This is a genomic window from Cupriavidus sp. YAF13 (assembly GCF_052113425.1).
Classification (GTDB): domain Bacteria; phylum Pseudomonadota; class Gammaproteobacteria; order Burkholderiales; family Burkholderiaceae; genus Cupriavidus.
In genome coordinates, this window is record NZ_JBFRDD010000009.1 from 95,988 (window position 1) to 121,416 (window position 25,429).

Here is a 25,429-nt window from a genome sequence, read left to right on the forward strand (position 1 = left end):
TCTATTGTGTATTGTCTGTTGGCCCGGAGCGGCTTGGGGTGCGTGCTAACATTCGCGGATGCAAGCATCCGTCTCCCCGTCGTCTTCCAGCGCCGCGCCGCGCAAGCTAGTCATTGCCTCCCGTGAAAGCCGTTTGGCTATGTGGCAGGCCGAGCATGTGCGTGCTGCATTGCAACAATACTATCCCGCGTGCGATGTGTCCATTCTCGGAATGACTACGCGCGGAGATCAGATTCTAGACCGTACTTTGTCCAAGGTTGGCGGCAAGGGCCTGTTCGTCAAGGAACTCGAGATCGCGATGGCCGAAGGCCGCGCCGACCTTGCCGTGCACTCCCTCAAGGATGTGCCGATGGAGTTACCTGAGGGGTTTGCCCTGACTGCCATCATGGAGCGCGAGGACCCGCGCGATGCGCTGGTCTCAAGCGGCTTCGCCTCGCTGGACGACATGCCCGCCGGCACCGTGGTAGGCACCTCCAGCCTGCGCCGCGAGGCCGCGTTGCGCACCCGCTACCCCCACCTGGTGATCCAGCCGCTGCGCGGCAACCTGGATACCCGCCTGGCCAAGCTCGACCGTGGCGACTACGGCGCTATCATCCTGGCCGCCGCCGGCCTCAAGCGGCTTGGCCTGGTCAATCGTATCCGTGCCGTGCTGGATCCGGTCAGCTCGCTGCCGGCAGCCGGGCAAGGTGCGCTGGGCATCGAGATCCGGTCCGGCCGCCCCGAGCTGGCCGCTTGGCTGGCGCCGCTGAACCATGCGCCCAGCGCGCTGGCCGTGACCGCCGAGCGTGCCGTGTCGCGCATGCTGGGCGGTTCGTGCCAGGTGCCGCTTGCCGCGCATGCGCGCTGGGACGGCGCGCAACTGCACATCGACGCCTTCGTGGCGCTGCCCGATGGCAGCCGCTGTGTGCGGGCCCAGTCCGCCGCCGTGGTGGAAGGCGCCGATGCATCCAGCCAGGCCGAAGCGCTTGGCAAGGCCGTTGCCCAGGACCTGTTGGGGCAGGGCGCGGCTGACATTCTCGCGGCGCTGGCGGATCCGGCGTCCCCCCAAGCCCCTGCCTGAGACCGGCCCATGCCCCGCCCGACCGTCGTTGTAACACGACCCGCCGGGCAGTCCCGGCAACTTACCGAGGCCTTGTCGGCCGCCGGCCTGGACGTGCTTGGCTTTCCGCTGCTGGCGATCGGCCCCGTGGCCCACGATGCCCCCTTGCGCGCGGCGCTGGCGCAACTGGCGGACTTCGCGCTGGTGGTCTTCGTCAGCCCCAATGCCGTGGCCTTCGCGCTCGATGCACTGGCCCAGGTGCAGGACAAGCCCGCGCCGCAGTGGCCGGCATCCGTAGCGGTAGCCGTGGTTGGCCCTGCCAGCGTGGCTGCGCTGGCCGAGCGCGGGATTGCCGCGCCCAACTGCCGCGTGATCGCCCCGGCCGGCTGCACAACCGGCCATGAGGCAGACAACGGCGACGCCGCCAACGGTGGCGACGGCACCGCGGCGCGCTTCGATTCCGAGGCGCTGTGGCAACAGCTCGAAGCCCAGCTTGGCACCGGGGCGCTTGCCGGGCGGCAGGTCCTGATCATCCGTGGCAACGGCGGACGCGACTGGCTGGCCGAGCGCCTGCGCGCCGCCGGCGCCGAGGTGCTGGCGGTCGAGGCTTACCAGCGCTCTGTCCCCACGCCCGGCAGCATGCAATGGCAGGCCGTGCGCGACGCTCTCAAGCCGGGCGCGGCACCGCAGGCCTGGCTGCTGACCAGCTCCGAAGCCGTGCGCAATCTCGATGAGATGGCGCGCCAGGCCCTGAGCCCGCAAGAGCTCGCCTGCCTGCGCCAGGTGCAGTGCATCGCGCCCCATGCGAGAATCGCCGAACAGGCCTTGGCCCTTGGCTTCACGCACCTGCTGCGCGCGGCGCCCGGAGACGAAGGCCTGCTGGCGGCTTGCCGCCAGTGGGCGCAGGCGCATGCCGGCCCGCCGGCGCCGATGCCTGTCGCGGCGCCGCCGGCTGCCGCCGCGCCCGTCCCGCTCGCCACGGTGCCGCCGCCGCTCCCGGCAGCACCACCAGTCAACCCACCGCCCGCAACGTCAACGAAGGTCGATCGCGTGACGCAAGACAATACCGCTCCTCCCGCCTCCAGCCCGCCTCCCGCGGCTGGCGCCCCGCTGCCCGCGCGCGGCGCGCCCCGCGTCAATCCGTGGTGGCTGCTGCTGTTCCTGCTGATCCTCGCCATAGGCGGCGGTTTCTGGTGGCTGCAGCAGCGCGTGGACCACCTGACCCAGGAACTGGCGCGGCGCCAGCAGAGCAACGATGCGCTGGTGCAGGAAACCCGGGTGCTCTCGCGCAATGCGCAGGACACCGTCAAGGAACTGCAGGCCAAGGTTGGCGCGCTGGACGGCCAGGTGGGCGAGGCGCGCGACAAGCAATCCGCGCTGGAGCAGGTCTACCAGGACCTGATGCGCAACCGCGACGACTGGGAGATCGCCGAGATCCAGCAACTGCTCACCAACGCCGGCCAGCAACTCCAGCTGACGGGCAATGTGCAGGTAGCGCTGGCCGCGCTGCAAAGCGCCGACACGCGCCTTGCACGGACCGACAAGCCGCAGTACAACCTGTTGCGCCGTGCCATCGCGCGCGACGTGGCGCGCATGAAGGCCGTGCCGGATACGGACCTGACCGGCGCTGCGATCAAGCTCGACGAAGCCATCAACCAGATCGATACGCTGCCGTTGCTGTCGAGCGAGCGCATGCTCGAGCGCAGTGAAGCGGACGCGCGCAAGACGGACGCGAAGGCCGAGGCTGTCGACAAGCCCGCCAAGCCCGCCGGCGCCAAGGCTGGCAAGAATGCCGCCAAGGACGAGGCAGTGTCGGCCGGCAACGCGATCGGCAACTGGTTTGGCCGCCTGTGGGGCAGCGTGCGCGACGAGCTGATGCAAGTCATCCGCATCCGCCGCGTGGATGATGCCCAGGCACTGCTGCTGACCGGCGACCAGGGCTGGTTCCTGCGCGAGAACGTCAAGCTGCGCCTGCTCAATGCGCGCCTGGCGCTGCTGTCGCGCAACGAGCCCGTGTTCCGCAATGACCTGGCGGCCGCGCAAGCCATGATCGGACGCTATTGCGACACCAAGTCGCGCCGCGTGCAGGCCGTGCTGACCCTGCTCAAGCAGGCCCAGGCCGGCGCCGTGACGGTGCAGTTGCCCACCATGGCGGAAAGCCTCGGCGCGCTGCAAGCGCTCAAGAAGGAGTAGCGCATGCGGCTTCTTTTCTGGGTAGCTATCTTGTTTGGCGGCGCGGTCGGGCTCGCGCTGTTCACGCAATTCAACCAGAGCAATCTGGTCCTGTTCTACCCGCCTTACCGGGTTGAGCTGTCGCTGAACCTGGCGCTGGCCCTGCTGTTGCTGGCCTTCTTCGTGGTCTGGACCATCCTCAGCACCGCGCGCCATCTGTCCGAGATGCCGGCGCGTGCCGCGGCCTACCGCGAGCGCAGCCGCATGAGCCGCGCGCAGGCGGCCTTGCGCGAGTCCATCGAGAACCTGTTCGCCGGCCGCTTTGCCCGTGCCGAGCGTACCGCGCGCGAGGCCCAGGCCTGGCCCGAGCAGGCCCAGACGGCGGCGCTGATTGGCGCCCGCGCGGCGCACCGCATGCAGGAAACCGAGCGGCGCGACGCCTGGATGGCGCAGGTGACCGACCCCGAGCGCGAGCAGGCCCGGCTGGTGTCGATGGCCGAGTTGCTGGTCGACGCGCGCGATGCCGACGGCGCGCTGGAAACCATCGCGCAGCTGCAGGCCCAGGGCGCGCGCCAGATCCATGTGCAGCGCATCGCGCTGCGTGCCCACCAGCACCTGAAGAACTGGACCGAAGTCCTGCGCCTGGCGCGCTCGCTGGAAAAGCGCAACGCCCTGCATCCTGTGCTGGCGCTGCGCCTCAAGCAACTGGCCTGCGAGGCCCTGCTGGAGGAGCGCCGCCACGACGTGCAGGGCCTGCAGGATTTCTGGCGTTCATTGTCCACCGACGAACGCCGCGCAGCCCGCATCGCCGAGCCCGCGGCGCGCTATTTCGCGGCGCTGGGCCGTCAGGATGAAGCGCGCAAGATCGTGGAGGACGCGCTCAAGGTCAACTGGGATAGCCGGCTAGTCTTGCGCTATGCCGACTGCGCGGAGCCGGGACGTGCGCTGCCGCAGATTCAGCAGGCCGAGAAATGGCTGACGCAGCATCCGGTGGATGCGGATCTCTACTTCACGCTTGGCGTGTTGTGCCTGGGCGAGAAGCTATGGGGCAAGGCGCAGTCCAGCTTTGAGCGGGCGTTGAAATATGCGGATGCTGACCTGCAGCGCAGGTTGCGGGTTCGGGCGCATCTGGCGTTGGCCAAGATGTTCGAGGAGACTGAGCGGCCTGAGGAGGCGCAGCGGCATTATCGGGAAAGTGCGATTTTGGCGGCTTGAGGAGTCGAGTTTGGGTTGATGTCAACTGCAACTGCAAAATCGGCTTAAGCTTCAAGGGCTTAGCGTCAACTGCAACTGCAGCTTCACCACCCCTGCGGGGCGGCGACCTACTTTTTTGTCTTGCCAAAAAAGTAGGCAAAAAAGGCGCGCCGGATGGGGCGACACCCCCTCGGGATTCGACGAAAAGAGCGGCCGGGACCCAAACTCGCATCGCCTTAAGGCGATACTCAAACATGGGTCCCTCTTTTCCGCGCTTTTCGCCGAATCCCGAGGCGCCCCATACGGCCTTGGCACACCTCCACGGCTCGCTTCGCATCGCGCACGGGTGATTCCCGCCCTCCGGGTGGGAATCACGGCCGCAACGAATCGTCGCTTACGGCTCCTCGGTTCTCAGTCGCCCTCGGGCTGTGCAGAGTCGGTTCCTCGCTTTTCCTTCACTACCGCATACCGCGCCAGGGTCTCCTTGCGTGCCACGTCGTGTTGCACGATCGGCCGCGGATAGTTTTCCCCTAGCTTGACCCCGGCTGCGAACAACACGTCTTCCGAGGCTGTCCACGGTGCATGTATGTACTTGTCCGGCAGGCGCGCCAGTTGCGGCAGGTACTTCCTGATAAATCGTCCCTGCGGGTCGAATTTCTCAGACTGCGTGGTCGGGTTGAAGATGCGGAAGTAGGGCTGGGCATCGCAGCCGGTGGAGGCGGCCCACTGCCAGCCGCCGTTGTTGGCGGAGAAGTCGAAGTCGTTGAGCTGGTCGGCGAAGTACTGCTCGCCGCGCCGCCAGTCCACGCCGAGGTCCTTCACCAGGAAGCTCGCTACCACCATGCGCAGCCGGTTATGCATGTAGCCGCTTTGCCGGATCTGCAGCATGGCGGCGTCCACCAGCGGGTAGCCGGTCCTGGCGTCGCACCAGGCCTGGAAGTAGCGCTCGCCGGTGTTGCCATCGATCCAGCGGATGGCATCGTAGGCGGGATGGAAGGCGCACCCAACTGCGACGCGGGGGTGGTGGTGCAGGATCATGAAGTAGAAATCGCGCCAGATCAGCTCGGACAGCCAGGTAGCGGCGCCAGCGCTCTCGGCGCCGCCGCGCAGCGTGGCGGCGTGGGCGGTGCGGGCGAGCGTGCGGATCGACAGGGTGCCAAAGCGCAGGTGCACCGACAGGTAGCTCGGGCCGCGCAGGGCGGGGAAATCGCGCCGGCGCGTGTAGTCGCCTATGCGCTCGCAGAACTCGTCGAACAGCGCGTGGGCGCCGGCGCTGCCGGTGGGCATGGTGATCTCGGCCAGGTTGGAGGGGGCGAAGCCCAGTGCCTCCAGCGTGGGCAGCGGCCGTACGTAAGCCTTCGGCGGGACGGCCAGCGACTTCAGATAAGGCTCGACCGGGTAGGGCTTGAGGTCGAACGCAAGCAAGGCCTTGAGCCAGGCGTTCTTGTAGGGCGTGAAGACCGAGAAGGGTTTGCCCTGGCCGGTCAGGATCTCGTCGCGCTCAAAGATCACCTGGTCCTTGAAGCTGAAGCAGGCGCAGGACTGGCCCGCCAGCGCTTGCCTGACCTCGGCATCGCGGGCCAGCGAGGCGGGCTCGTAGTCGTGGTTGGCGAACACGGCGGTGACGCCAAGCTCGGCGGCCAGCTCGGGAATGGCTGTGCGCGCGTGGCCGTGCAGCACGATCAGGCCGCCGCCGGCCGCGCGCAGCGCTTCGTCCAGCGGGGCCAGCGAGGCCAGGATGAACGCCACCCGGCGGTCGGCCGCCAGGCCGCGCGCCAGCAGCGGATCCAGGATCTCGCGGTCGAAAACGAAGACGCACCATACCTGGCGGCAGTGCTTGAGGGCATAATGCAGCGCCGCGTGATCGTCGGCGCGCAGGTCGCGCCGGAACCACACCAGGCCGCGCTCGAACTGCCGGTCGATCCGATAGGGTAGGCGGGCGTCGGAGGGGGATGGGGGCAAGATCGGGCGTTCCGGAAGTTGGGCTGGCGAAGCCTGTTACCCTACCATAGCGTCAGGCATGCGCCGCGCGCGCGGGCTGGCCCGGCATGCCGGCCGGCGTTGTCCGCAGCGCCGAACAGGCCGGCCCGTATTTCAGTAATCCAGCAATCCAGTCATTCAGATATCAAGAAGCAAGCCATGGCCATGACACTCGACCGCATCCTCCAATCCCAAGGCTTCGGCACCCGCCGCTATTGCGGCGACCTGATCGGGGCCGGCCTGGTGGAGGTCGACGGTACCCTGTGCGAGGATCCGGGCGCCAAGTTCGAGGTCGACGGCCTGCGCCTGACTGTGGACGGCGAGGATTGGATCGGCCACACCAAGGCCTACATCCTGCTGAACAAGCCAGTGGGCTACGAATGCTCGCAGCGCCCGCGCCACCATCCCAGCGTGTACAACCTGCTGCCGGTGCCGCTGCGCCAGCGCGAAGTGCAGGCGGTCGGGCGGCTGGACCAGGACACCACCGGCCTGCTGCTGCTCTCGGACGATGGCCAGTTCATCCACGCCCAGACCTCGCCCAAGAAGAAGGTGCCCAAGGTCTACGAAGTGACGACCGCCGAGCCGGTCACCCAAGAGCAGGTCGATGCGCTGGTGGCGGGCGTGCAACTCGAGGACGAGCCGGCCCCGATCGCGGCGGCCGCCTGCGAGGCTACCGGCGAGCGCAGCCTGCGCCTTAGCCTGACCGAGGGCAAGTACCACCAGGTCAAGCGCATGGTGGCCGCGGCTGGCAACCATGTGGAAGCCCTGCACCGCAGCGCCATCGGCGGGCTGGTGCTGGAGCCGACCCTGGCGCTGGGAGACTGGCGCTGGCTGACGCCGGAAGACCTGGCCGCGCTGACGCGCAAGGAATAGGCGGGCGGCGGCAAGCAAGCATTGACGCTGGCACAGAGGCCAGCAAGCAAGCGCACCGGGCAAGCGTCGGAATGTTGCGTTGCGGCATTCCGCGAATCTTTTCCGGACGGATGGCAACGATTTGATAAAATGCAGGAATGGCGACGCTGGAAGCCCCAATCAATCTCACCAATCAGTTCCTGATTGCCATGCCCGGCATGGCAGACCCGACTTTTTCGGGTTCCGTCGTCTACTTGTGCGAGCACAACGACCGCGGCGCGCTGGGCCTGGTGATCAATCGGCCTATCGATATCGATATGGCCACCCTGTTCGACAAGATCGACCTCAAGCTGGAGATCCAGCCGGTGGCGCAGCAGCCGGTCTATTTCGGCGGACCGGTGCAGACCGAGCGCGGTTTCGTGCTGCATGATCCGGTCGGCATCTATGTCTCGTCGCTGGCCGTGCCCGGCGGACTCGAGATGACCACCTCCAAGGATGTGCTGGAGGCCGTGGCCAACGGCAGCGGCCCGCAACGCTTCCTGCTCACGCTCGGCTATGCCGGTTGGGGTGCGGGCCAGCTGGAGGAAGAACTCAGCCGCAATGGCTGGCTGACCGTCCAGGCCGACCCCGAAATCATCTTCAGCGTGCCCCCCGAGGAACGCTTCGCCGCCGCCATACGCCTGTTGGGCATCGACTTCACCATGCTCTCGGGCGAGGCTGGGCATGCCTGACGACGGGGCGACGCCAGCGCCGCGCCAGTTGCCCACCGACGGCACCGTCCTGGCCTTCGATTACGGCGAAAAGAAGATCGGCGTTGCGCTTGGCAACTTCGTCACGCGCGAGGCGCGTGCGCTCGTCATCATCCCCAATATCACCGTGGAAGGCCGCTTCGAGGCGGTGACCGCACTGATCAATGAGTGGGCGCCGGTGCAGCTGGTGGTGGGCATGCCCACCAATCCGGACGGCAGCCAGCAGCCATCGATGCGGCTCGCACGCCGCTTCGGCAACCAGTTGAACGGCCGCTTCGGCCTGCCGGTGGCCTGGGTGGACGAAAGCTACACGTCGATCGCCGCCGAGATGGCCGGCGCCCGCAAGGGCGCGCTCGACGCCGAGGCCGCCAGCATCATCCTGCAACAGTACTTCGACCAGCATCCGCTATGACCCAGACTTCCTCTCTCGACGCCGAGGCGCTCTACCGTACGCTGCGTGACCAGGTGCAGGCCGCGCTGCCTGAGGCCGAACGCGCGCAATGGTCGGTCGCCGGCATCTATTCCGGCGGCGCCTGGATTGCCGAGCGGCTCGCCGCGGACCTGCAGCTGGCGGCCCATGGGGTCATCAACGTTGCCTTCCACCGCGACGACTATGCCAAGAAGGGCCTGCACAGCCAGGCCCAGCCGACCACGCTGCCCTTTGACGTGCAAGACCGCAAGATCCTGCTGATCGATGACGTGCTGGCCACCGGGCGCACCATCCGTGCTGCCGTCAACGAGCTGTTCGACTATGGCCGCCCGGCCCGCGTGGCGCTGGCCGTGCTGGTCGATCGCGGCGGCCGCGAACTGCCGGCGGCTGCGGACTTTGCTGCCACGCACGTCGCGTTGCCGCCCGGGACCACGCTGGTGCTGTCGCATGAGGGCACCGGCTCCGACATGCGCTTTGCCTTCGCCGACGAGGCCACCGGCAACTAAGCCTGCCCAGCCCACCGGCCGGCGCGCCCGCAACGGCACGCCGGCAAGCCAGACCCAGACCTGCCCAGACCAGCCACCGCCACCGCCCGGCCCTTTCTACCTGCCATGATCAAGACGTTCCGCAACCCGCAACTGACCAAGAACGGCGAGCTCAAGCACCTGCTTTCGATCGAGGGCTTGTCGCGCGAGATGGTCGCGCACATCCTCGACACTGCCAGCCAGTTCGTCTCGCTGTCTGACTCCGACCGCGAAGTGAAGAAGGTGCCGCTGCTGCGCGGCAAAAGCGTGTTCAACCTGTTCTTCGAGAACTCCACGCGTACCCGCACCACCTTCGAGATTGCCGCCAAGCGGCTGTCGGCGGACGTGCTCAACCTGAACATCAACGCCTCGTCCACGAGCAAGGGCGAGTCGCTGCTCGACACCATCAACAACCTGTCGGCGATGTCGGCCGACATGTTCGTCGTGCGCCATGCCAGCTCCGGCGCGCCGTACCTCATCGCCGAGCACGTTGCGCCCCATGTCCATGTCATCAACGCGGGCGACGGCCGCCACGCGCACCCCACGCAGGGGCTGCTCGACATGTACACGATCCGCCACTACAAGAAGGATTTCACCAATCTCACGGTCGCCATCGTGGGTGACATCCTGCACTCGCGCGTGGCGCGCTCGGACATCCACGCGCTGACCACGCTGGGCGTGCCCGAAGTGCGCGCCATCGGGCCGCGCACGCTGCTGCCCTCGGGGCTGGAGCAGATGGGCGTGCGCGTCTTCCACAATATGGAAGAGGGGATGAAGGGCGTGGACGTGGTGATCATGCTGCGCCTGCAGAACGAGCGCATGAGCGGCGCGCTGCTGCCCTCGGCGCAGGAATACTTCAAGGCCTATGGCCTCACACCCGAGCGTCTGGCGCTGGCCAAGCCCGATGCCATCGTGATGCATCCGGGCCCGATGAACCGTGGCGTGGAGATCGACTCCGCCGTGGCCGACGGGCCGCAGTCCGTGATCCTCAACCAGGTGACCTTCGGCATTGCGGTACGCATGGCCGTGATGGGCATCGTGGCCGGAAACCACGACTGACCTCATGACGGATAGCGCCCGACCGACAAGGTCCAGGCAAGCCAGAACAACCGAATACAAGCCAAGCGACACGATATGAAGATCCACATCAAGGGCGGCCGCCTGATCGACCCGGCCGCGAACGTCGATGCGCAGCAAGACCTCTACATTGCCGCCGGCAAGATCGTCGGCGTGGGCAGCGCGCCGGCGGACTTCCACGCCAACAAGACCATCGACGCGGCCGGGCTGATCGTCTGCCCCGGCCTGGTCGACCTGTCCGCGCGGCTGCGCGAGCCGGGCTATGAATACAAGGCCACGCTCGAATCCGAAGTGGCGGCGGCCACCGCCGGCGGCGTGACCAGCCTGGTCTGCCCGCCCGACACTGACCCCGTGCTCGACGAGCCGGGCCTGGTCGAGATGCTCAAGTACCGCGCCCGCACCCTTAACCAGACGCACGTCTATCCGCTGGGCGCGCTGACGCTGGGCCTCAACGGTGAAACGCTGACCGAGATGTCGCAACTGACTGAGGCCGGCTGCATCGGTTTCTCGCAGGCCGAGGCGCCGATCCGCAATACCCAGGTGCTGCTGCGCGCGCTGCAGTATGCGAAGACCTTCGGCTTCACGGTCTGGCTGCGCCCGGAGGATCCCTACCTCGGTGGCGGCGTGGCCGCCAGCGGCGCCGTGGCATCTCGCCTGGGGCTGTCCGGGATGTCGGTGATCGCCGAGACGGTGCGCCTGCACACCATTTTCGAGCTGATGCGCAGCACCGGCGCGCGCGTGCACCTGTGCCGGCTGTCCTCCGCCGCCGGCATCGAGCTGGTACGCCAGGCCAAGCGCGAAGGCCTCGCGGTCACCTGCGACGTCAATATCCACCACGTGTCGTTGACCGATATGGACATCGGCTACTTCAACTCGCAGATGCGCTTCTCGCCGCCGCTGCGCAGCGCGCGCGATCGCGACGCCATCGTGGCGGGTCTGGCCGATGGCACCATCGATGCCCTGTGCTCGGACCACACCCCCGTGGACGACGACGAAAAGCTGCTGCCCTTCGCCGAAGCCTCGCCAGGCGCCACCGGGCTGGAACTGCTGCTGCCGCTGACACTGCGCTGGGCCGAGGAGCACAAGGTGCCGCTGGGCAAGGCGCTCGCCCGCATCACGGCCGAGCCGGCCCGCGTGCTCGGCCTGGCTGCCGGCACACTGGCCGCAGGCAGCGCCGCCGATATCTGCATCTTCCATCCTGAGCAGGAATGGAAGGTCGAGCGGCGCGCGCTCAAGAGCCAGGGCAAGAATTCGCCGTGGCTCGGCTACGAGATGCGTGGGCGCGTGCGCACCACGCTGGTCGGCGGCCACGTCGTCTACGAACTGCACTGAGCGCCATGCCGGGCCGAGGGAAGTCGGACAAGATGGCGCAAGCGAGTTCGTCAGTGGGGCAGGCATGATCTGGCTGCGCAAGATCGCTCTGATCCTCCATCTGCTGCGCGGCCTCCTGACCTGCGCGGTGCTGTTCCCCTGGCTCGGCGTAGAGTCGCGGCAATCGCACATCCGGCGCTGGTCGCGCCGGTTGCTGCGGATCTGCGGGGTGACGGTCGAGGTGCTGGGACTGGGGCCCGGGGAGCAGCCCCCGCATGGGGCTATGGTGGTGTCCAACCACATCTCCTGGCTGGACATCTACGTCATCAATTGCTGGCAGCCCGTGCGCTTCGTGGCCAAGTCGGAAATTCGCGACTGGCCCGTGATCGGCTGGCTGTGCGGGCAGACCGGCACCATCTTCATCGAACGGGCGCGCAAGCGAGATGCGCATCGGGTACTGCATGCCATCACCGATGTGATGCTGCAGGGCGATTTGGTTTGCGTGTTTCCCGAGGGGACCACCACGGATGGCAGCAGCGTGCTGCCGTTCCATGCCAATCTGATGCAGGCGCCGATCTCGGGCGGGCTGCCGGTGCAGCCTGTTGGGCTGGCTTATCTGGATGCGGCTACAGGGCAGCCAACCACGGCGCCGGCGTATATCGGGGATCTGACTCTACTGCAGACGCTCGATTCCATCCTGCGGGCGCCGCCGATCATCGCCAGGCTTTGCTTCGCCCCGGCCTTGACTGCCGCCAGCGCTAGCCGGCGCGAACTGGCCGAGGCCGCGCGGGAAGTGGTGACCCACCTGAGCCAGGGTGCGCAAGAGCATGCCGCAGAACTGGCGGGGCGCGTCAATGGCGGCGCCGGAAACGAACCTGACGTCAGAGAGGCGGGCGAAGCTGCGGATTCGCCCGCGCCGGCTGCCGCGCCGTAATTTGCCCCTGCGCGGCCGTTGGCTCAAGCGAGTGGATCGCAGTATTGCGGGCAATCCACCTGGATCAGTGAGCGCTGCGCCGGGTCCGGCGCCAGCCGCGCCGCCGTGAGCTTGCCACCCCAGACGCATCCCGTGTCCAGCGCCATGAGGTTGGGGCGCATTACCAGCCCAAGCGTGGACCAGTGTCCGCAAACCACGGTGGTGTCTTCGGTCAGGCGGCCTGGAACGTCGAACCAGGGCAGCATGCCCGCGGGCATGCTGCCGGGCCCATCCTTGGCCTTCAGGTCCATCACGCCGTCCGCGCTGCAAAAGCGCAGGCGGGTGAGGGCGTTGACCACTACGCGGTGGCGCTCGATGCCGCGCAGGGCCGCATCCCAACGGACTGCCGCGTTGCCGAAGATGTTGGCCAGGAAAGCCTGCCAGTTGGGGCCGCGCAGTTCTTGCTCGACTTCTGCCGCTAGTTCCATCGTCTGCCCGGCCGTCCATTGCGGTAGTACGCCGGCATGCACGAGCAGGAAGCCGTCCTCATGGATGGCCAGGGGGCGATGTCGCAGCCATGTGATCAATTCGTCGCAATCTGGTGCATCAAGGATGTCGTCGAGTGTGTCGGTGCGGCCGCGCTTGCGCACGCCGGCAGCGACTGCCAGCAGGTGGATGTCGTGGTTGCCGAGGACGGATTCAGCGCGCGCGCCGATTTGTCTCACAAGGCGCAGAGTCTCTGCGGAAGCGGGACCGCGGTTGACTAAGTCGCCAACAAAGCGCAGTTTCGCTGTCGGCGGCAGCTGCTCGAGCAGTTCAAGGAACGACGTGGAGCAGCCCTGCAGATCTCCAATGGCATATTTTTGTAGGGTCATTCGGATCTATTGACTCTGTTGGACTATTGGGGCACGCCGTACTGATGGGCCGCCATGGAATCGGTTCGGATAGAATATCGCCACTCGCGGCAGGCTAGAGATTCTAGCCATTCTCTCGGCGGTGCAGGGTAGGTACTGTCGGAATACTGTCGTGGGCCGCGGGGCGCACGGCTGGAATTTCACAAAGACGATACTTGCCTCGGCGCGCAAGGGTGATCAGTTGCAGGTGGTCATGGACGAATTTGACGCGCCGGCCACTGCCGCGCTTGTCGTGGGTACAACTGCGCTGAATGTTCTGCGCAACTGGCTAAATGACGATTGGGCCAGTATCCCTTCGAGCACATTTCACCTCACCACTGCCGGGCAGAGCTTCCGGCACGGCTATGCATTGCGAAAGGCATGCGTCACGCGCAGGCGTGGGGTGTGGCGTTAAGGATGCGCCTGTAAGGCGCCCGGTCGATGGAGACATGCGACGCGGCACGGTTGGTGCTGCGCTCCTCTAATTCCGACCTCGAGCGGCCAGGCCGCAAGAGACGTGCCAGATTGGACGCAGGGTGTCCGTGTGCTGATGGACCAGATATATTCGTGAGATATTCGGCGTGCCGCTCGCGGCATACGGCTAGGCTCCGTAACGTTTAGAAGGTGGGTAGGAGTGAATTTGACTGCAGAGAACTTGCGCCAGATCTGGGCGCCGCAAGGGTTTGCCCACGGGTTCCCCATATTGGAGCAGAGTGCGGTTGGCGGTTGGTTGGCTTACATGGCAAAGCAGACGTCCGAGGCTGCGCTGACTGTGATTTCGGCGCTCAACCCCCATGGCCCGCGCCCAATTTCACTAGACGTTCTGGCCAGCGTTGCGGCTGATGGGCGGGGGGACTTTAAGATGGTCGGTACTCTTGGGTTCCCCAACGGCCAAATTCAGCAGTTGCACAAGCCCAGTCATAGCGCTGATGCGGCAGTGGCTGCATGCGAGGAACAAAGGAAGGCCGACTCTTGAAGAAAATCGCTATCCTCCAGTCCAACTATATTCCCTGGAAGGGATATTTCGACATGATTGCCGCAGTGGATGAATTTATCCTCTATGACGACATGCAGTACACAAAACGCGACTGGCGCAACCGTAATCAGTTCAAGACACCTCAAAATGTGCAGTGGCTTACCGTGCCGGTCCAGGTTAAAGGAAGGTACGATCAAAAAATCAAGGACACGGAGATTGACGGTGCGGCTTGGGCACTTGCTCATTGGAAAACACTCGAGCAAAACTATCGGCGTGCAAAATGCTTTGACGAAATCAAGAGCTGGCTCGCGCCGCTCTATCTCGATGAGCGTTACACACATCTCTCGCAATTGAATCGCCGGTTTATCGATGCCATTTGTAAATATCTGGGGATCGATACAGTCATTTCAAACTCATGGGACTACGTGCTTAGTGATGGAAAGACTGAGCGGCTGGCGGACCTTTGTGCCCAGGCCGGGGGTACAGAGTATATCTCCGGGCCCTCGGCCAAGGATTACATCGAAGAAAGTGTATTCAGCGAGAAGGGGATCAAAGTATCCTGGTTTGATTACTCTGGTTATCCTGAGTATCCGCAGCTTTGGGGCGAGTTTGTCCATGGGGTCAGCATTCTTGATTTGCTGTTTAATTGCGGTAGTAGCGCATCCCGGTACATGAGGTATGTAAACTCATGAAGCTCTCCATTGTCGCGACCCTCTATCAGTCGGCACCTTATATTGTTGAATTCTATCAACGAGCGAGTGCTGTCGCCAGGCAGCTTGCGGGTGATGACTACGAGATCGTTTTGGTAAATGACGGGTCACCCGACCATAGCCTGGATCTGGCAATAAAACTTGGCGAATCGGATGCGCATCTTGTAGTCGTCGATTTGTCTCGAAATTTCGGCCATCACAAGGCAATGATGACGGGGTTGGCGAACGCCCGAGGCGAAAGAGTCTTCTTGATCGATAGCGATCTTGAGGAGGAGCCGGAATGGGGAATTAGCTTTCAAAAGCAGATGGATGCCGAAGCAAGTGATGTTGTTTTTGGCGTTCAATCCAGGCGAAAGGGCGGATACTTCGAGCAGGCTGCGGGCGATTTGTTCTATCGGCTATTTCGCGTACTTACTGGAATAAGGCAGCCTAACAACATCGTCACCGCGCGACTTATGTCGAGACGCTATGTCGACGCACTACTCCTGCACAGGGAGCGCGAGCTCAATATTGGTGGGCTGTGGATCGTTACGGGGTTTAAACAATGCCAACAGATTGTCCATAAACACTCTACCAGTCCTACGACTTATTCGCTTTCGCGAAAATTTAGTCACCTAGTCAATGCGGTTACATCTTTCAGTAGCCTGCCGCTGGTGTTTACATTCTACACGGGGCTGCTTATCTCAATCTCGGCGCTAGGATATATTGCTTACCTGGCTGTCAGGTATTTCTTTATTGCATCGCCGCCGGATGGGTATACGTCCATTATTGCGTCGATCTGGTTTTTTTCGGGCCTGATAATTTTCTTCATGGGAATCCAGGGGATTTATATTTCCAAGGTCTTCTCCGAGGTTAAGCGGCGGCCATATTCAATAGTGCGGCAGATTTATCGGGGTTCGCAGGAATCCGATTTCCAGAAATGACTACAGCGAAGCATTTTCCTAGCGCATCCTACGGCATACTGCAGCGGACCCAGTGCGAGTCCGACCTTGACGAGATTGCCGAGCAAGTCAGGAATATCGGATATGCGATTTTGCATTCGGGATATTCGGTAGCGGAACTCCAAAATATATCGGAGGAATTTGATCGTACTCGAGAGCGCTACATCGAAACCTATGGGGAGCTAAGGCTCAGAGCGCTTAATGAATATCATGCTATGCGATCGCCGCTCACGCATGGAGGTGAAGTTTTTCTTAGACTTGCGCTAAATGAAAACCTGCTATTCGTGCTGAAGAAGCTGATTCTCGGGAAATTTATTCTCAATCAGCAAAACGGCGTAATCAACCCTCCTCAAGAAACCTACAATCAGGGTGCGTGGCATCGCGATTTGCCTTATCAGCATTTCGTGTCGTCGAGACCACTTGCTATTAATGCACTGTTTTGCCTTGACGACTTTACATGCGAAAATGGGGCCACCATTGTACTGCCGGCGTCACATAAATCTGAGGAGTTTCCTTCTCCAGGTTACGTGCAGAAAAATGCTGTTCAGATCGAGGCAAGGGCGGGGTCATTCATTTTGCTTGACTGTATGCTGTTTCATACGGGCGGATTTAATGGGTCGCAGGCAGTTAGGCGCGCGGTGAATCATGTATATAATATCCCGTATTTCAAGCAACAGATCAGGATTCCAAACAACATGAATGATCTGGATCTTCCGAGTGAGGCGAGGGAAGTGCTGGGCTTCAATTATCTGGAGCCTGATTCCGTTGCCGATTATCTCTCTACGCGAGAAGGCAAGAGATATTAATGTTATCCCAACGATCTACAGAAATGAGGCAACTTGGCCGGGAGATCCAGCTTTTTTCCGGCGCCTCTTGGAGGAGGCGGCTACCATGGTAGTCTTGCCACCGGGTACCCTGCTGCAGCTTATGTACCTGCGGGAGCGCTTACGCCGGCTCCGCCCGGGGCGCTTCATCGAAGTTGGGCCGGGAAGCGGGGAAATTACGCGCCTTCTGCTTGATTATGGATGGTCTGGTCGTTCCTATGACCTTGAAGCGAAAACGATTGCTTCGCTAGGCAATCGCTTTGCCCGCGAAATTGCTGAGGAACGATTTCTACCTGTCAACGCGGATTATCTCTCCTCCGAGATACCTGAAAAGGTCGATTTGGTGATTTCATGCATGGTCATGGAGCATTTGGAGGACGACAAGCAATCCGCCTTCATGAACAAGTCTTCCGAGTGCCTAAAGCAAGATGGGGTTATGTTTGCCTTGGTACCTGCATCGCCTGAACATTGGGGCATTGAGGATGATATTGCCGGACATTGCCGGCGTTATACCAGGGCCGGGGTACAAGGGCTGGTGAGCGCTAGTGGCTGGAAACTCCTGCACATCGCCGGGTTGACCTTCCCAGTCTCCAACCTGTTACTGCCGGTGTCCAATTTCCTGGTGAGCAGGAGCGAACGACAGAAATTATCTTTGTCAACTCTGGAGCGGACAAAGCAGTCGGGACGGCGATCGGTAAAATACAAGACCTATTTCCCATCGTTGCTGGGGGTGGTGCTGAATTATTATACATTGTTCCCTTTGCATTTTCTCCAAAAGTTGTGCGCCGGCTCCAGACGGGCGTTGGTGCTTTTTTTTGAAGCAAAACCCTGTCCCGGGGAGCGTAATTCATGAGTAGTATTGCTAATGATCCGATCCTGTCGGCTGTTTCTACATACTACTCTGAGAAACTCGCAGAACATGGTGAGGGCCCGCGTGGTGTCGACTGGAACGGCGAGGAAGGCCAGATTCTTCGTTTCAAGCAACTGTGTAAGGTTATTGATGGCTCGTGCCAGTTCACATTGAATGACTTAGGTTGTGGTTACGGTGCACTCTATGATTTTCTGTGCAACGAATACGGAGATTTCTCTTACACGGGTATTGATGTCTCCGAGAACATGATTCTTGCAGCCGAGCAGCGCCAGAAGGGCAGTCAGAATGCGCGTTTCGTTCTCTCTGGGGAGCCGGATCAGGTTGCCGATTATGGTATTGCGAGCGGCATATTTAATGTCCGCCTGGATCAATCGGATGCCAAATGGCATGAATACCTTGAGATGACATTGGATGTGCTCAACCAGAGCAGTCGAGTCGGCTTTGCATTTAACTGCTTAACCTCGTATTCCGACTCAGATAAAACTCGCGATTATCTGTATTATGCAGACCCGTGTCGATTGTTTGATCTGTGTAAGCGCCGCTACTCGCGGAATGTCGCACTTTTTCATGATTACGGATTGTATGAATTCACTATGATTGTGAGAAAATAATCGTGAGAAAGAAACTGGTTATATTTGGTGCCGGTGAGATCGCCCAGCTTGCGTATTTTTATTTCAGTAGGGAGTCGGAATATGAGATTGCCGCCTTTACAGTGGACGCAGCCTATCTGACGGACAAGACGTTCTGTGGCTTGCCAATCGTTGCGTTTCAGGAGGTGGTTGATCGGTACCCGCCAGGAGAGTATGAGCTATTTGTTGCGCTTAGTTATTCCAAGCTCAATGCTGTGCGCAAGGAAAAATACCTTGAGGCTCAGAAATTAGGATACCGTCTGGCAAGCTTTGTCAGCCCGCGCGCATCCGTCCTGAACGATGGGAATATCGGGGAAAACTGCTTCATTCTTGAAGATAATACAATTCAACCGTTCGTTACGATCGGAAATAACGTCACATTGTGGAGCGGAAACCACATTGGACATCACTCGATCGTTAGGGATCACTGTTTCATTGCGTCGCATGTTGTTGTCTCAGGGGGCGTTGACATCGGAGAGCAATGTTTTGTTGGGGTGAATGCGACATTGCGTGATCACATTAAAATCGGCGTGAGGTGCGTGGTGGGTGCTGGAGCCTTGCTGCTTGGTGATGCAGAGGCAGAAGGGGTCTATGTCGGCGCTGCCACGCCGCGCTCGAAAGTACCTAGCTCCAAGCTGAGGAAGATTTAGGAGGTTGGAAATGCGTTGGGCAAAGCTGGGGCAGGTCTATAACCCTCAGGGAATTCATCCCAAGCTCTTAACTCATGCGGCGAACCCGTTGCCCATCCTGTTGGACGGCGATGTGTATCGCGTTTTCTATAGCGGACGCGACGAGCAAAACCGCTCGTCGGTAGGTTTTGTCGATCTGGACGTTGTGAAAAATGAAGTTGTTTATGTTCATGATCGGCCTGTCTTCGGGCACGGGAGCGAGGACACGTTTTACTCGCATGGAGTGAGCATAGGGAATTGCTACGAGGTGGATGGATATCAATATATCCTCTTCATGGGCTGGCAGTGTCCTCCGGGTGAGCATTGGCGAGGCGAGGTTGGGCGACTGAGACTGACGGTCGGGCGTGATTGGCAGCTGCAGCTGGATGGCCATTCGCCGTTTATGGCGCTCGATGAACTAGATCCTATCAGCCTGTCCTACCCTTGGGTGTCGCGTGAGCATGATGGATCGTATCGAATGTGGTACGGCTCAACGCTGACCTGGGATGCTGGCAATGGAGAGATGCTTCATGTGATCAACCGGGCCACGTCGTGCGATGGTCGGAACTGGGTGAAGGGTGGCCTGGCGGTTCCCTACAAGCTGGGAGTTTCGCAAGCTTTTTCCCGCCCGACGGTCATCGGCAATGAGCGCGATGGCTACCATATGTGGTTTTCCTATCGTAGTGGAGACAAAACAAGCTATCGCATTGGCTATGCGACGAGTGACGATGGCGATAACTGGCTGTCGCGTCTCGAGGATGTCGGCATTGGGACATCTGCATCTGGTTGGGACTCGGAAATGATCGAATATCCATTTGTTTTTGCTCATAAAGGCAGATGGCTAATGCTTTACAATGGAAATGGTTATGGAAGAACCGGCTTTGGAGTCGCCGTATGTGAGTGAGCGTCAAAGGCGACTAGGATCTACGTTATTTCGCTATGTTCTGGTTGGCTTGCTTAGTAATGCTGCGGGATATGGAATATATATTCTGGTTACGTGGCTGGGCGTCAAGCCAATGTTGGCCATGTCGCTGCTCTATTCCATAGGCGCAATGCTTGGGTTTTTTGGCAATCGCCAGTGGGCGTTCGCCCATGATGGAAAAGCGCTGCATAGTCTGGTTCGCTATTGGGCGACTCACCTTATTGGCTACGGTTTGAATTTTTCTATGTTGTATTTTTTTGTCAATCGGTTAGGCTATTCGCACCAGTTGGTTCAAGCCATAGCAGTGTTTGTGGTGGCCGGGTTTCTATTTCTGATGTTTAATTTCTTTGTTTTCCCTCAATCGAGGGAGACGCGCCGATCATGATCGCCTGTCCTCAATGTAGCGGTCTTTATTCGTCAACGGATTCTGGCTGCCCGGTGTGCCATTTTTCTCCCCAGATGGTGAATGGATTTCCCGCTTGGGCTGCCGATTTATGCATGGCGGGAGGGGGATTCAAGGCCGAATATTTTGGTACTTTAGTTCGACTCGAGGAGGGGAATTTTTGGTTTCAGTCGCGGAACAAGCTGATTGAATGGGCGCTGAAGAAATACTTCTCCGGACTTGAATCCTTCCTGGAGGTCGGGTGTGGGACAGGCTTCGTCTTGTCCAGTGTCTCCCGTGCATTCCCTGAAGCCCACCTCGTCGGCAGCGAGATCTTCGCCGACGGTCTCGCTTTAGCGGCAAGCCGTTTGAAGACGGCAGATTTTGTCCAAATGGATGCGCGTCGCGTTCCCTATGTTGACGAGTTTGACGTGGTAGCCGCCTTTGACGTCATTGAGCATATTGAGGAGGATGAGACCGTTCTGGAGAATCTCCATCGCGCAATCAAGCCAGGTGGTGGATTACTGATCACCGTCCCTCAGCACAGTTGGCTGTGGAGTGCTGCTGACTCGTATGCTTGCCATGTGCGGCGCTACTCCGCCCAGGACCTTCATGAGAAGCTCGGCCGCGCTGGCTTTGACATTGTTCGTAGCACGTCGTTTACATCTCTTTTACTCCCTGCCATGCTGATCTCGCGTCGGCGTGCGGGATCCGGGGAGGAGTTCAACCCACTTGCGGAATTTGAAATCAACCCTGTGCTTAATCGCTTGCTGAAAGTGGTCTTGGATATCGAGCGTTATTTGACTCGACTAGGGGTAAACTTCGCTATCGGCGGCTCCCGTCTCGTCGTGGCAAAAAAGAAAATGCCGACTACGGTTGGTCCCGTCTGAGAAGATAGCATTGACAATCCCATTCTATTGGGTTGTAAAAAGCCTGCCGGAAATACTCTGCTATGAATAACCAAAACCGCATACCGTTCAACTGGCCCCATATGACGGGGAAAGAGCTCTATTACATCGCTGAATCCCATTTCAACGGATCACTGGCAGGTGACGGGCCGTTCACCAAGAAGTGTCATGGATGGCTCGAACAGAAAACCGGAAGTGCGAAGGCGCTCCTATCGCATTCATGTACCGCGGCATTGGAAATGGCGGCCCTGCTCCTGAACGTGCAGCGGGGCGACGAAATCATTATGCCGTCTTACACATTTGTCTCGACGGCGAATGCCTTCGTGCTGAGGGGGGCGGTGCCGGTTTTTGTCGATATCCGTGAGGATACGCTGAACCTCGACGAGGGCCTGATCGAGGCAGCCATTACGCCCCGTACCCGAGCTATCGTTCCCGTTCACTACGCCGGCGTGGCTTGTGAAATGGACACCATTATGGCCATTGCAAAACGCCATGGCCTCAAGGTCGTGGAGGACGCAGCGCAGGGAGTTATGGCGAGCTACAAGGGGCGTGCGCTTGGGGCTATTGGCGACCTTGGCGCCTATAGCTTTCATGAGACGAAGAATGTCATCTCGGGCGAAGGGGGCGCCTTGCTGGTCAATGATCCGGAACTGGCCCTCCGAGCGGAGATCATTCGGGAGAAAGGCACCGACCGAAGTCGCTTCTTTCGGGGTGAAGTGGATAAGTACACCTGGCAGGAGGTTGGCTCGTCCTTTCTGCCAAGCGAGTTGACCGCAGCCTTCCTGTGGGCGCAGCTTGAAGAGGCCGACTCCCTGACTGCACGCAGGCTTGCGCTCTGGAGCGTCTACCATGAGCAACTGGCCCACCTGGAGGCTAGTGGTCGCCTGAGACGACCAATTGTTCCGGTTGAATGTACGCACAATGCGCACATGTACTACGTCCTGCTTTCGCCGGGAATCGACCGGCAGAAGGTACTGGAAACGCTGAAAGCTCAGGGCATTAACGCGGTGTTCCACTACGTGCCGCTGCACTCGGCCCCGGCTGGCATTGAGTATGGCCGGCAGCATGGCGCCTTGACCGTCACCGACAGTGTCGCCAGTTGCCTGATCCGCTTGCCCATGTGGATAGGACTGACCAGCGATCAACAAAGCCATGTGGTATCAGTTCTCGCGCAGGCTCTTGAATAGGGCTCGGTAAAGGCGTTACCGGGCGGCCAGGGGCAATGAATGACGCACGCGTTTGACCCTCTGTGCACAAAGAGACGCTTGACAGGCGTCCTCTCTTGCAGCGGACTTTGGCTCACAGCGTCGCCTGGTAGTGCCTAGGATTTAAAGCGACGCTTTCTGCCGTTTGCCGTTTGCGCTGATGCTCCTCAGCCGCGACCTTTGGCACTGGCTGCCCCGACTTGTGAACTCGGCGCTTGTTCGTTTGCGATGCTGGGAGAAGGGAGTTTGCGCGATTCACGCGGCACTTTTCAGTGCTGAACGCTGGCACCCATTTGTTGAAAAATGACGCATAATGCACAAAATACGGCGCTAGAAGAATCGAGCCATCGAACTTGTGCTGCCTGTCGTTTTTGTCCAGACCTCGCGGTGGGACGTTACAACAGGCTACAAAAAGATGGGCGCTCAGGTTAAGCGGGTGCTTCCGGTCGGATAGAATACCGCCACTTCTGCAGACACTTAACATCGCCGTCCATTTTGGACCAGGCGGAGGCTTGGCACTGGCCAGGTTCTCAAAGATCTATTAGATAGGCAGGGAGCACTGGTCTTGTCCCACATACTTGTCACTGGTGGCGCCGGTTTCATTGGCGCCAATTTCGTTCTTGACTGGCTTCGCGAGGACGGATCAGACGCGGTCGTCAACGTCGACAAGCTGACTTACGCCGGCAACCTGGAATCTCTCGCCTCGTTAAAGGGGAGTAATCGTCATATATTTTCGCGTACCGATATATGCGATCGTATGGCGCTGGATCGTCTTTTTTCGGAATACCGGCCGCGCGCGGTGATCCACTTCGCGGCTGAAAGCCACGTCGATCGCTCGATTGAGGGGCCGGGCGGGTTTATTCAGACCAATGTCGTTGGCACCTTCACATTGCTCGAAGCCGCTCGCACCTACTGGAGCGGTCTGGAAGCCTCAGCGCGCGAAGCCTTCCGCTTCCTGCATATCTCCACAGATGAGGTATTCGGTTCCCTGCGGCCCAGTGACCCGGCATTCACGGAAAGCACCGCCTATGCGCCCAACAGCCCGTATTCGGCAACCAAGGCAGCGGCAGACCATCTGGTCCGCGCTTACCATCATACCTACGGCCTGCCAGTCCTCACCACCAACTGCTCGAACAATTACGGCCCTTATCATTTCCCCGAGAAGCTGATCCCGCTCGTTTTGATAAAGGCGCTGGCCGGCGAGCCGCTGCCCGTGTATGGCGACGGCCTGAATGTGCGGGATTGGCTCTATGTTGGCGATCACTGTGCGGCCGTTCGGGCTGTGCTCGCCAAGGGCCGGCTGGGGGAAACCTATAACGTCGGCGGCAGTAACACCCGGACGAACCTTGATGTCGTGCACACGCTATGCGATCTGCTCGACGAGCTTCGCCCGAAGGCGACAGGCTCGTATCGGCAGCAGATTACCTTCGTCGCCGATCGTCCCGGCCATGACCGGCGCTATGCGGTCGATTCGCGAAAGCTCCAGGCGGAACTGGGCTGGACATGCAAGGAAACCTTCGAGACCGGGCTACGCAAGACAGTCCAGTGGTATCTCGATAACCAGGCATGGGTTACAAATGTGATGTCTGGTGAGTACCGAAAGGGGCGGGATGAGTGAAATGCCGGATCAGGCGCATCGCATTCCCGTCCTTCTTGTAACAGGAAGCAACGGCCAGGTCGGTTTCGAACTGCGGCGCTCTCTGAGCCCTCTTGGGCACGTCATTGTGACGGACCGGGCTGCATGCGATCTGTCGCGCCCCGATGAAATTCGTCGCGTCATGCGGGAATACCGCCCTGATGTGATCGTTAATGCAGCAGCCTATACCGGAATGGACAAGGCGGAAAGCGACATTGAAAGCGCTTACGCCGTGAATGCCACTGCGGTGGGTGTCCTTGCCGAGGAGGCGCGGGCTTTCGGTAGCTTGCTGGTGCATTATTCGACTGACTGTGTCTTTGATGGTCGTCAGGCGACGCCATATGTGGAAACCGATGCGGTCAATCCGATATCCGTCTACGGTAAGAGCAAGCTGGCTGGCGAGCAAGCCATAGCCCATGTGAGTCCCGCGGCACTGATACTTCGGACGTCCTGGGTGGCGGGGGGGCATGGCAACAATTTTGCCAAAACGATGCTGCGGCTTGGCGGCACGCAAACGATGCTGCGCGTGGTTGCAGATCGCTTTGGCGCGCCCACCGGCGCCGCGCTAATCGCCGACGTGACGGCGCAGATTGTCGCGCGGGCGTGGCTCAATGGCGACCGCGATGTTTTCTCACCTGGCATCTATCACCTCGCAGCCGCGGGTGAGACCAGTTGGCATGGCTACGCCAGTGAAGTTCTGCGTTACGCCGCGGCGCATGGCGTGGCGCTCAAGACGGACCCGGACCGGATCCAGGCGATCGCCGCAAGCGAATTCCCGTCGGCGGCGGCGCGCCCGGCCAGTGCGCGACTGGATACGACCAAGCTACGCCAGACGTTTGGTATTTACCTGCCGGACTGGCGGCAGGGGGTGCATCACTTGCTGGATCAGATACTTGCCCGAGCAGGCCATCATGCGCAATGAATTCTCTTCTGACCCCGATTCAAGTGTGCTGCATGGCGTCGCGAGGAACCTTGGCGAGCAACGGCGGCGCATGCCGCTAGCGGCAAAGGAGGGTGATCAGTCATGCGTTTGAAGGCGACGCCGACCGCATTGCCGGAGGTCCTGGTCCTCGAGCCGGCAGTCTTCGAGGACGAGCGTGGATTTCTTTTTGAGAGCTTTAGTGCTCGGAATTTCGAACTCGCCACAGGTTTTAGCGGCACATTTGTTCAAGAAAACCACAGTCGATCCGTTAAGGGGGTGCTTCGCGGGCTGCATTACCAGTTGAAACGCCCTCAGGGAAAACTGATTCGGGTCGTGTCGGGCGAAGTTTTTGATGTGGCGGTGGATTTGCGCCGACAATCGCCTCATTTCGGTCAGTGGACAGGTATCCGGCTGTCGGGCGAAAGCCATCGGCAACTCTGGATACCGCCGGGATTCGCCCACGGGTTTCTTGTGCTCTCGGAACAGGCGGAAGTGCTTTATAGGTTATCTGAGTATTGGAGCCAGCAAGACGAGCGCACCATTGCCTGGAACGACCCGCAGCTTGGCATTGCGTGGCCGCTCGAGGGCCAGTTGATCCAGTCGGACAAAGATCGGAACGGCACTTCTCTTGTCGAGGCGGAAGCCTTCCCTTAGTTCATGAACGGTCCGTGCGCTTCGTGCGCTGGCTGGTTTCCTGCCAA

26 protein-coding genes and 1 pseudogene are annotated in these 25,429 nt (G+C 60.8%); 25 read left to right on the forward strand and 2 right to left on the reverse strand.

The window, feature by feature from the left end:
* Positions 1-58: 58 nt before the first annotated feature.
* The 3 genes from hemC to AB4061_RS10245 are packed head-to-tail and all read left to right on the forward strand — an operon-like array spanning position 59 to position 4,426.
* Positions 59-1,060, forward strand: a complete 1,002-nt coding sequence (gene hemC, locus AB4061_RS10235; protein ID WP_441633332.1) for a hydroxymethylbilane synthase — start codon at positions 59-61, stop codon at positions 1,058-1,060.
* A gap of 9 nt (positions 1,061-1,069) precedes the next feature.
* Positions 1,070-3,232 carry a fused uroporphyrinogen-III synthase HemD/membrane protein HemX gene (gene hemDX, locus AB4061_RS10240; RefSeq protein ID WP_441633334.1) on the forward strand — a complete coding sequence of 721 codons (2,163 nt, stop codon included), beginning with the start codon at positions 1,070-1,072 and terminating at the stop codon, positions 3,230-3,232.
* Positions 3,233-3,235: 3 nt separating this feature from the next.
* Entirely contained in the window at positions 3,236-4,426 is a 1,191-nt protein-coding gene (locus tag AB4061_RS10245; protein WP_441633336.1) for a heme biosynthesis protein HemY, read from the forward strand.
* Positions 4,427-4,816: 390 nt separating this feature from the next.
* Here the strand turns inward: AB4061_RS10245 and AB4061_RS10250 are convergent, their stop codons facing one another.
* Positions 4,817-6,367, reverse strand: a complete 1,551-nt coding sequence (locus AB4061_RS10250) for a cryptochrome/photolyase family protein (RefSeq protein WP_441633338.1) — start codon at positions 6,365-6,367, stop codon at positions 4,817-4,819.
* Between the two features lie 183 nt (positions 6,368-6,550).
* Between AB4061_RS10250 and AB4061_RS10255 the strand changes: the two genes are divergently transcribed.
* The 7 genes from AB4061_RS10255 to AB4061_RS10285 all read left to right on the forward strand — a co-directional run bounded on the left by AB4061_RS10255 (position 6,551) and on the right by AB4061_RS10285 (position 12,262).
* Entirely contained in the window at positions 6,551-7,258 is a 708-nt protein-coding gene (locus AB4061_RS10255; protein WP_441633478.1) for a pseudouridine synthase, read from the forward strand.
* Between the two features lie 137 nt (positions 7,259-7,395).
* Entirely contained in the window at positions 7,396-7,968 is a 573-nt protein-coding gene (locus AB4061_RS10260; protein WP_043348720.1) for a YqgE/AlgH family protein, read from the forward strand.
* Positions 7,961-8,398, forward strand: a complete 438-nt coding sequence (gene ruvX, locus AB4061_RS10265) for a Holliday junction resolvase RuvX (RefSeq protein WP_441633340.1) — start codon at positions 7,961-7,963, stop codon at positions 8,396-8,398. The genes AB4061_RS10260 and ruvX overlap by 8 nt, the downstream gene beginning before the upstream one ends.
* Positions 8,395-8,922 (forward strand): bifunctional pyr operon transcriptional regulator/uracil phosphoribosyltransferase PyrR, encoded by a 528-nt coding sequence (gene pyrR, locus AB4061_RS10270; RefSeq protein ID WP_174422641.1) that lies wholly within the window; start codon positions 8,395-8,397, stop codon positions 8,920-8,922. The genes ruvX and pyrR overlap by 4 nt, the downstream gene beginning before the upstream one ends.
* 105 nt (positions 8,923-9,027) lie before the next feature.
* Entirely contained in the window at positions 9,028-9,999 is a 972-nt protein-coding gene (locus AB4061_RS10275; RefSeq protein ID WP_043348713.1) for an aspartate carbamoyltransferase catalytic subunit, read from the forward strand.
* Between the two features lie 75 nt (positions 10,000-10,074).
* Positions 10,075-11,349, forward strand: a complete 1,275-nt coding sequence (locus tag AB4061_RS10280; RefSeq protein WP_441633343.1) for a dihydroorotase — start codon at positions 10,075-10,077, stop codon at positions 11,347-11,349.
* Positions 11,350-11,413: 64 nt separating this feature from the next.
* Positions 11,414-12,262 carry a lysophospholipid acyltransferase family protein gene (locus tag AB4061_RS10285; protein WP_441633345.1) on the forward strand — a complete coding sequence of 283 codons (849 nt, stop codon included), beginning with the start codon at positions 11,414-11,416 and terminating at the stop codon, positions 12,260-12,262.
* A 23-nt stretch (positions 12,263-12,285) separates the two neighbouring features.
* Here the strand turns inward: AB4061_RS10285 and AB4061_RS10290 are convergent, their stop codons facing one another.
* On the reverse strand, positions 12,286-13,116 hold the full coding sequence (locus AB4061_RS10290) for a symmetrical bis(5'-nucleosyl)-tetraphosphatase (protein WP_441633347.1): 831 nt from the start codon (positions 13,114-13,116) through the stop codon (positions 12,286-12,288).
* Positions 13,117-13,267: 151 nt separating this feature from the next.
* On the opposite strand from AB4061_RS10290, the gene AB4061_RS10295 reads away from it, so the two are divergent.
* The 15 genes and pseudogenes from AB4061_RS10295 to rfbC all read left to right on the forward strand — a co-directional run bounded on the left by AB4061_RS10295 (position 13,268) and on the right by rfbC (position 25,382).
* Positions 13,268-13,549: a sugar nucleotide-binding protein gene (locus tag AB4061_RS10295; RefSeq protein ID WP_441633349.1), complete on the forward strand. Its 282-nt coding sequence runs from the start codon at positions 13,268-13,270 to the stop codon at positions 13,547-13,549.
* 180 nt (positions 13,550-13,729) lie between these two features.
* A pseudogene (locus AB4061_RS10300) lies at positions 13,730-13,852 on the forward strand (dTDP-4-dehydrorhamnose 3,5-epimerase family protein); the annotation flags it as partial.
* Between the two features lie 227 nt (positions 13,853-14,079).
* The gene (locus tag AB4061_RS10305) at positions 14,080-14,802 is read left to right on the forward strand and encodes a WbqC family protein (RefSeq protein WP_441633351.1); all 723 of its coding nucleotides are present in this window, start codon (positions 14,080-14,082) and stop codon (positions 14,800-14,802) included.
* Positions 14,799-15,743 carry a glycosyltransferase family 2 protein gene (locus AB4061_RS10310; RefSeq protein WP_441633353.1) on the forward strand — a complete coding sequence of 315 codons (945 nt, stop codon included), beginning with the start codon at positions 14,799-14,801 and terminating at the stop codon, positions 15,741-15,743. Before AB4061_RS10305 ends, AB4061_RS10310 begins: the two co-directional genes overlap by 4 nt.
* Entirely contained in the window at positions 15,740-16,567 is an 828-nt protein-coding gene (locus AB4061_RS10315; RefSeq protein WP_441633355.1) for a phytanoyl-CoA dioxygenase family protein, read from the forward strand. The genes AB4061_RS10310 and AB4061_RS10315 overlap by 4 nt, the downstream gene beginning before the upstream one ends.
* An 85-nt stretch (positions 16,568-16,652) precedes the next feature.
* On the forward strand, positions 16,653-17,438 hold the full coding sequence (locus AB4061_RS10320) for a methyltransferase domain-containing protein (protein ID WP_441633357.1): 786 nt from the start codon (positions 16,653-16,655) through the stop codon (positions 17,436-17,438).
* Complete coding sequence (locus AB4061_RS10325; protein ID WP_441633359.1) at positions 17,435-18,067, forward strand: class I SAM-dependent methyltransferase; 633 nt, start codon at positions 17,435-17,437, stop codon at positions 18,065-18,067. Before AB4061_RS10320 ends, AB4061_RS10325 begins: the two co-directional genes overlap by 4 nt.
* Before the next feature lie 2 nt (positions 18,068-18,069).
* Positions 18,070-18,735: an acetyltransferase gene (locus AB4061_RS10330; RefSeq protein ID WP_441633361.1), complete on the forward strand. Its 666-nt coding sequence runs from the start codon at positions 18,070-18,072 to the stop codon at positions 18,733-18,735.
* A gap of 10 nt (positions 18,736-18,745) precedes the next feature.
* Complete coding sequence (locus AB4061_RS10335; protein WP_441633363.1) at positions 18,746-19,657, forward strand: hypothetical protein; 912 nt, start codon at positions 18,746-18,748, stop codon at positions 19,655-19,657.
* Entirely contained in the window at positions 19,620-20,060 is a 441-nt protein-coding gene (locus AB4061_RS10340; RefSeq protein WP_441633365.1) for a GtrA family protein, read from the forward strand. The genes AB4061_RS10335 and AB4061_RS10340 overlap by 38 nt, the downstream gene beginning before the upstream one ends.
* On the forward strand, positions 20,057-20,947 hold the full coding sequence (locus AB4061_RS10345) for a class I SAM-dependent methyltransferase (protein WP_441633367.1): 891 nt from the start codon (positions 20,057-20,059) through the stop codon (positions 20,945-20,947). The genes AB4061_RS10340 and AB4061_RS10345 overlap by 4 nt, the downstream gene beginning before the upstream one ends.
* Before the next feature lie 62 nt (positions 20,948-21,009).
* On the forward strand, positions 21,010-22,152 hold the full coding sequence (gene rffA / locus AB4061_RS10350; protein ID WP_441633369.1) for a dTDP-4-amino-4,6-dideoxygalactose transaminase: 1,143 nt from the start codon (positions 21,010-21,012) through the stop codon (positions 22,150-22,152).
* 583 nt (positions 22,153-22,735) lie between these two features.
* Complete coding sequence (rfbB, locus tag AB4061_RS10355; protein ID WP_441633371.1) at positions 22,736-23,788, forward strand: dTDP-glucose 4,6-dehydratase; 1,053 nt, start codon at positions 22,736-22,738, stop codon at positions 23,786-23,788.
* Between the two features lies 1 nt (position 23,789).
* Complete coding sequence (gene rfbD, locus AB4061_RS10360) at positions 23,790-24,728, forward strand: dTDP-4-dehydrorhamnose reductase (RefSeq protein WP_441633480.1); 939 nt, start codon at positions 23,790-23,792, stop codon at positions 24,726-24,728.
* A 102-nt stretch (positions 24,729-24,830) separates the two neighbouring features.
* Complete coding sequence (gene rfbC / locus AB4061_RS10365) at positions 24,831-25,382, forward strand: dTDP-4-dehydrorhamnose 3,5-epimerase (protein ID WP_441633373.1); 552 nt, start codon at positions 24,831-24,833, stop codon at positions 25,380-25,382.
* Positions 25,383-25,429 lie beyond the last annotated feature (47 nt).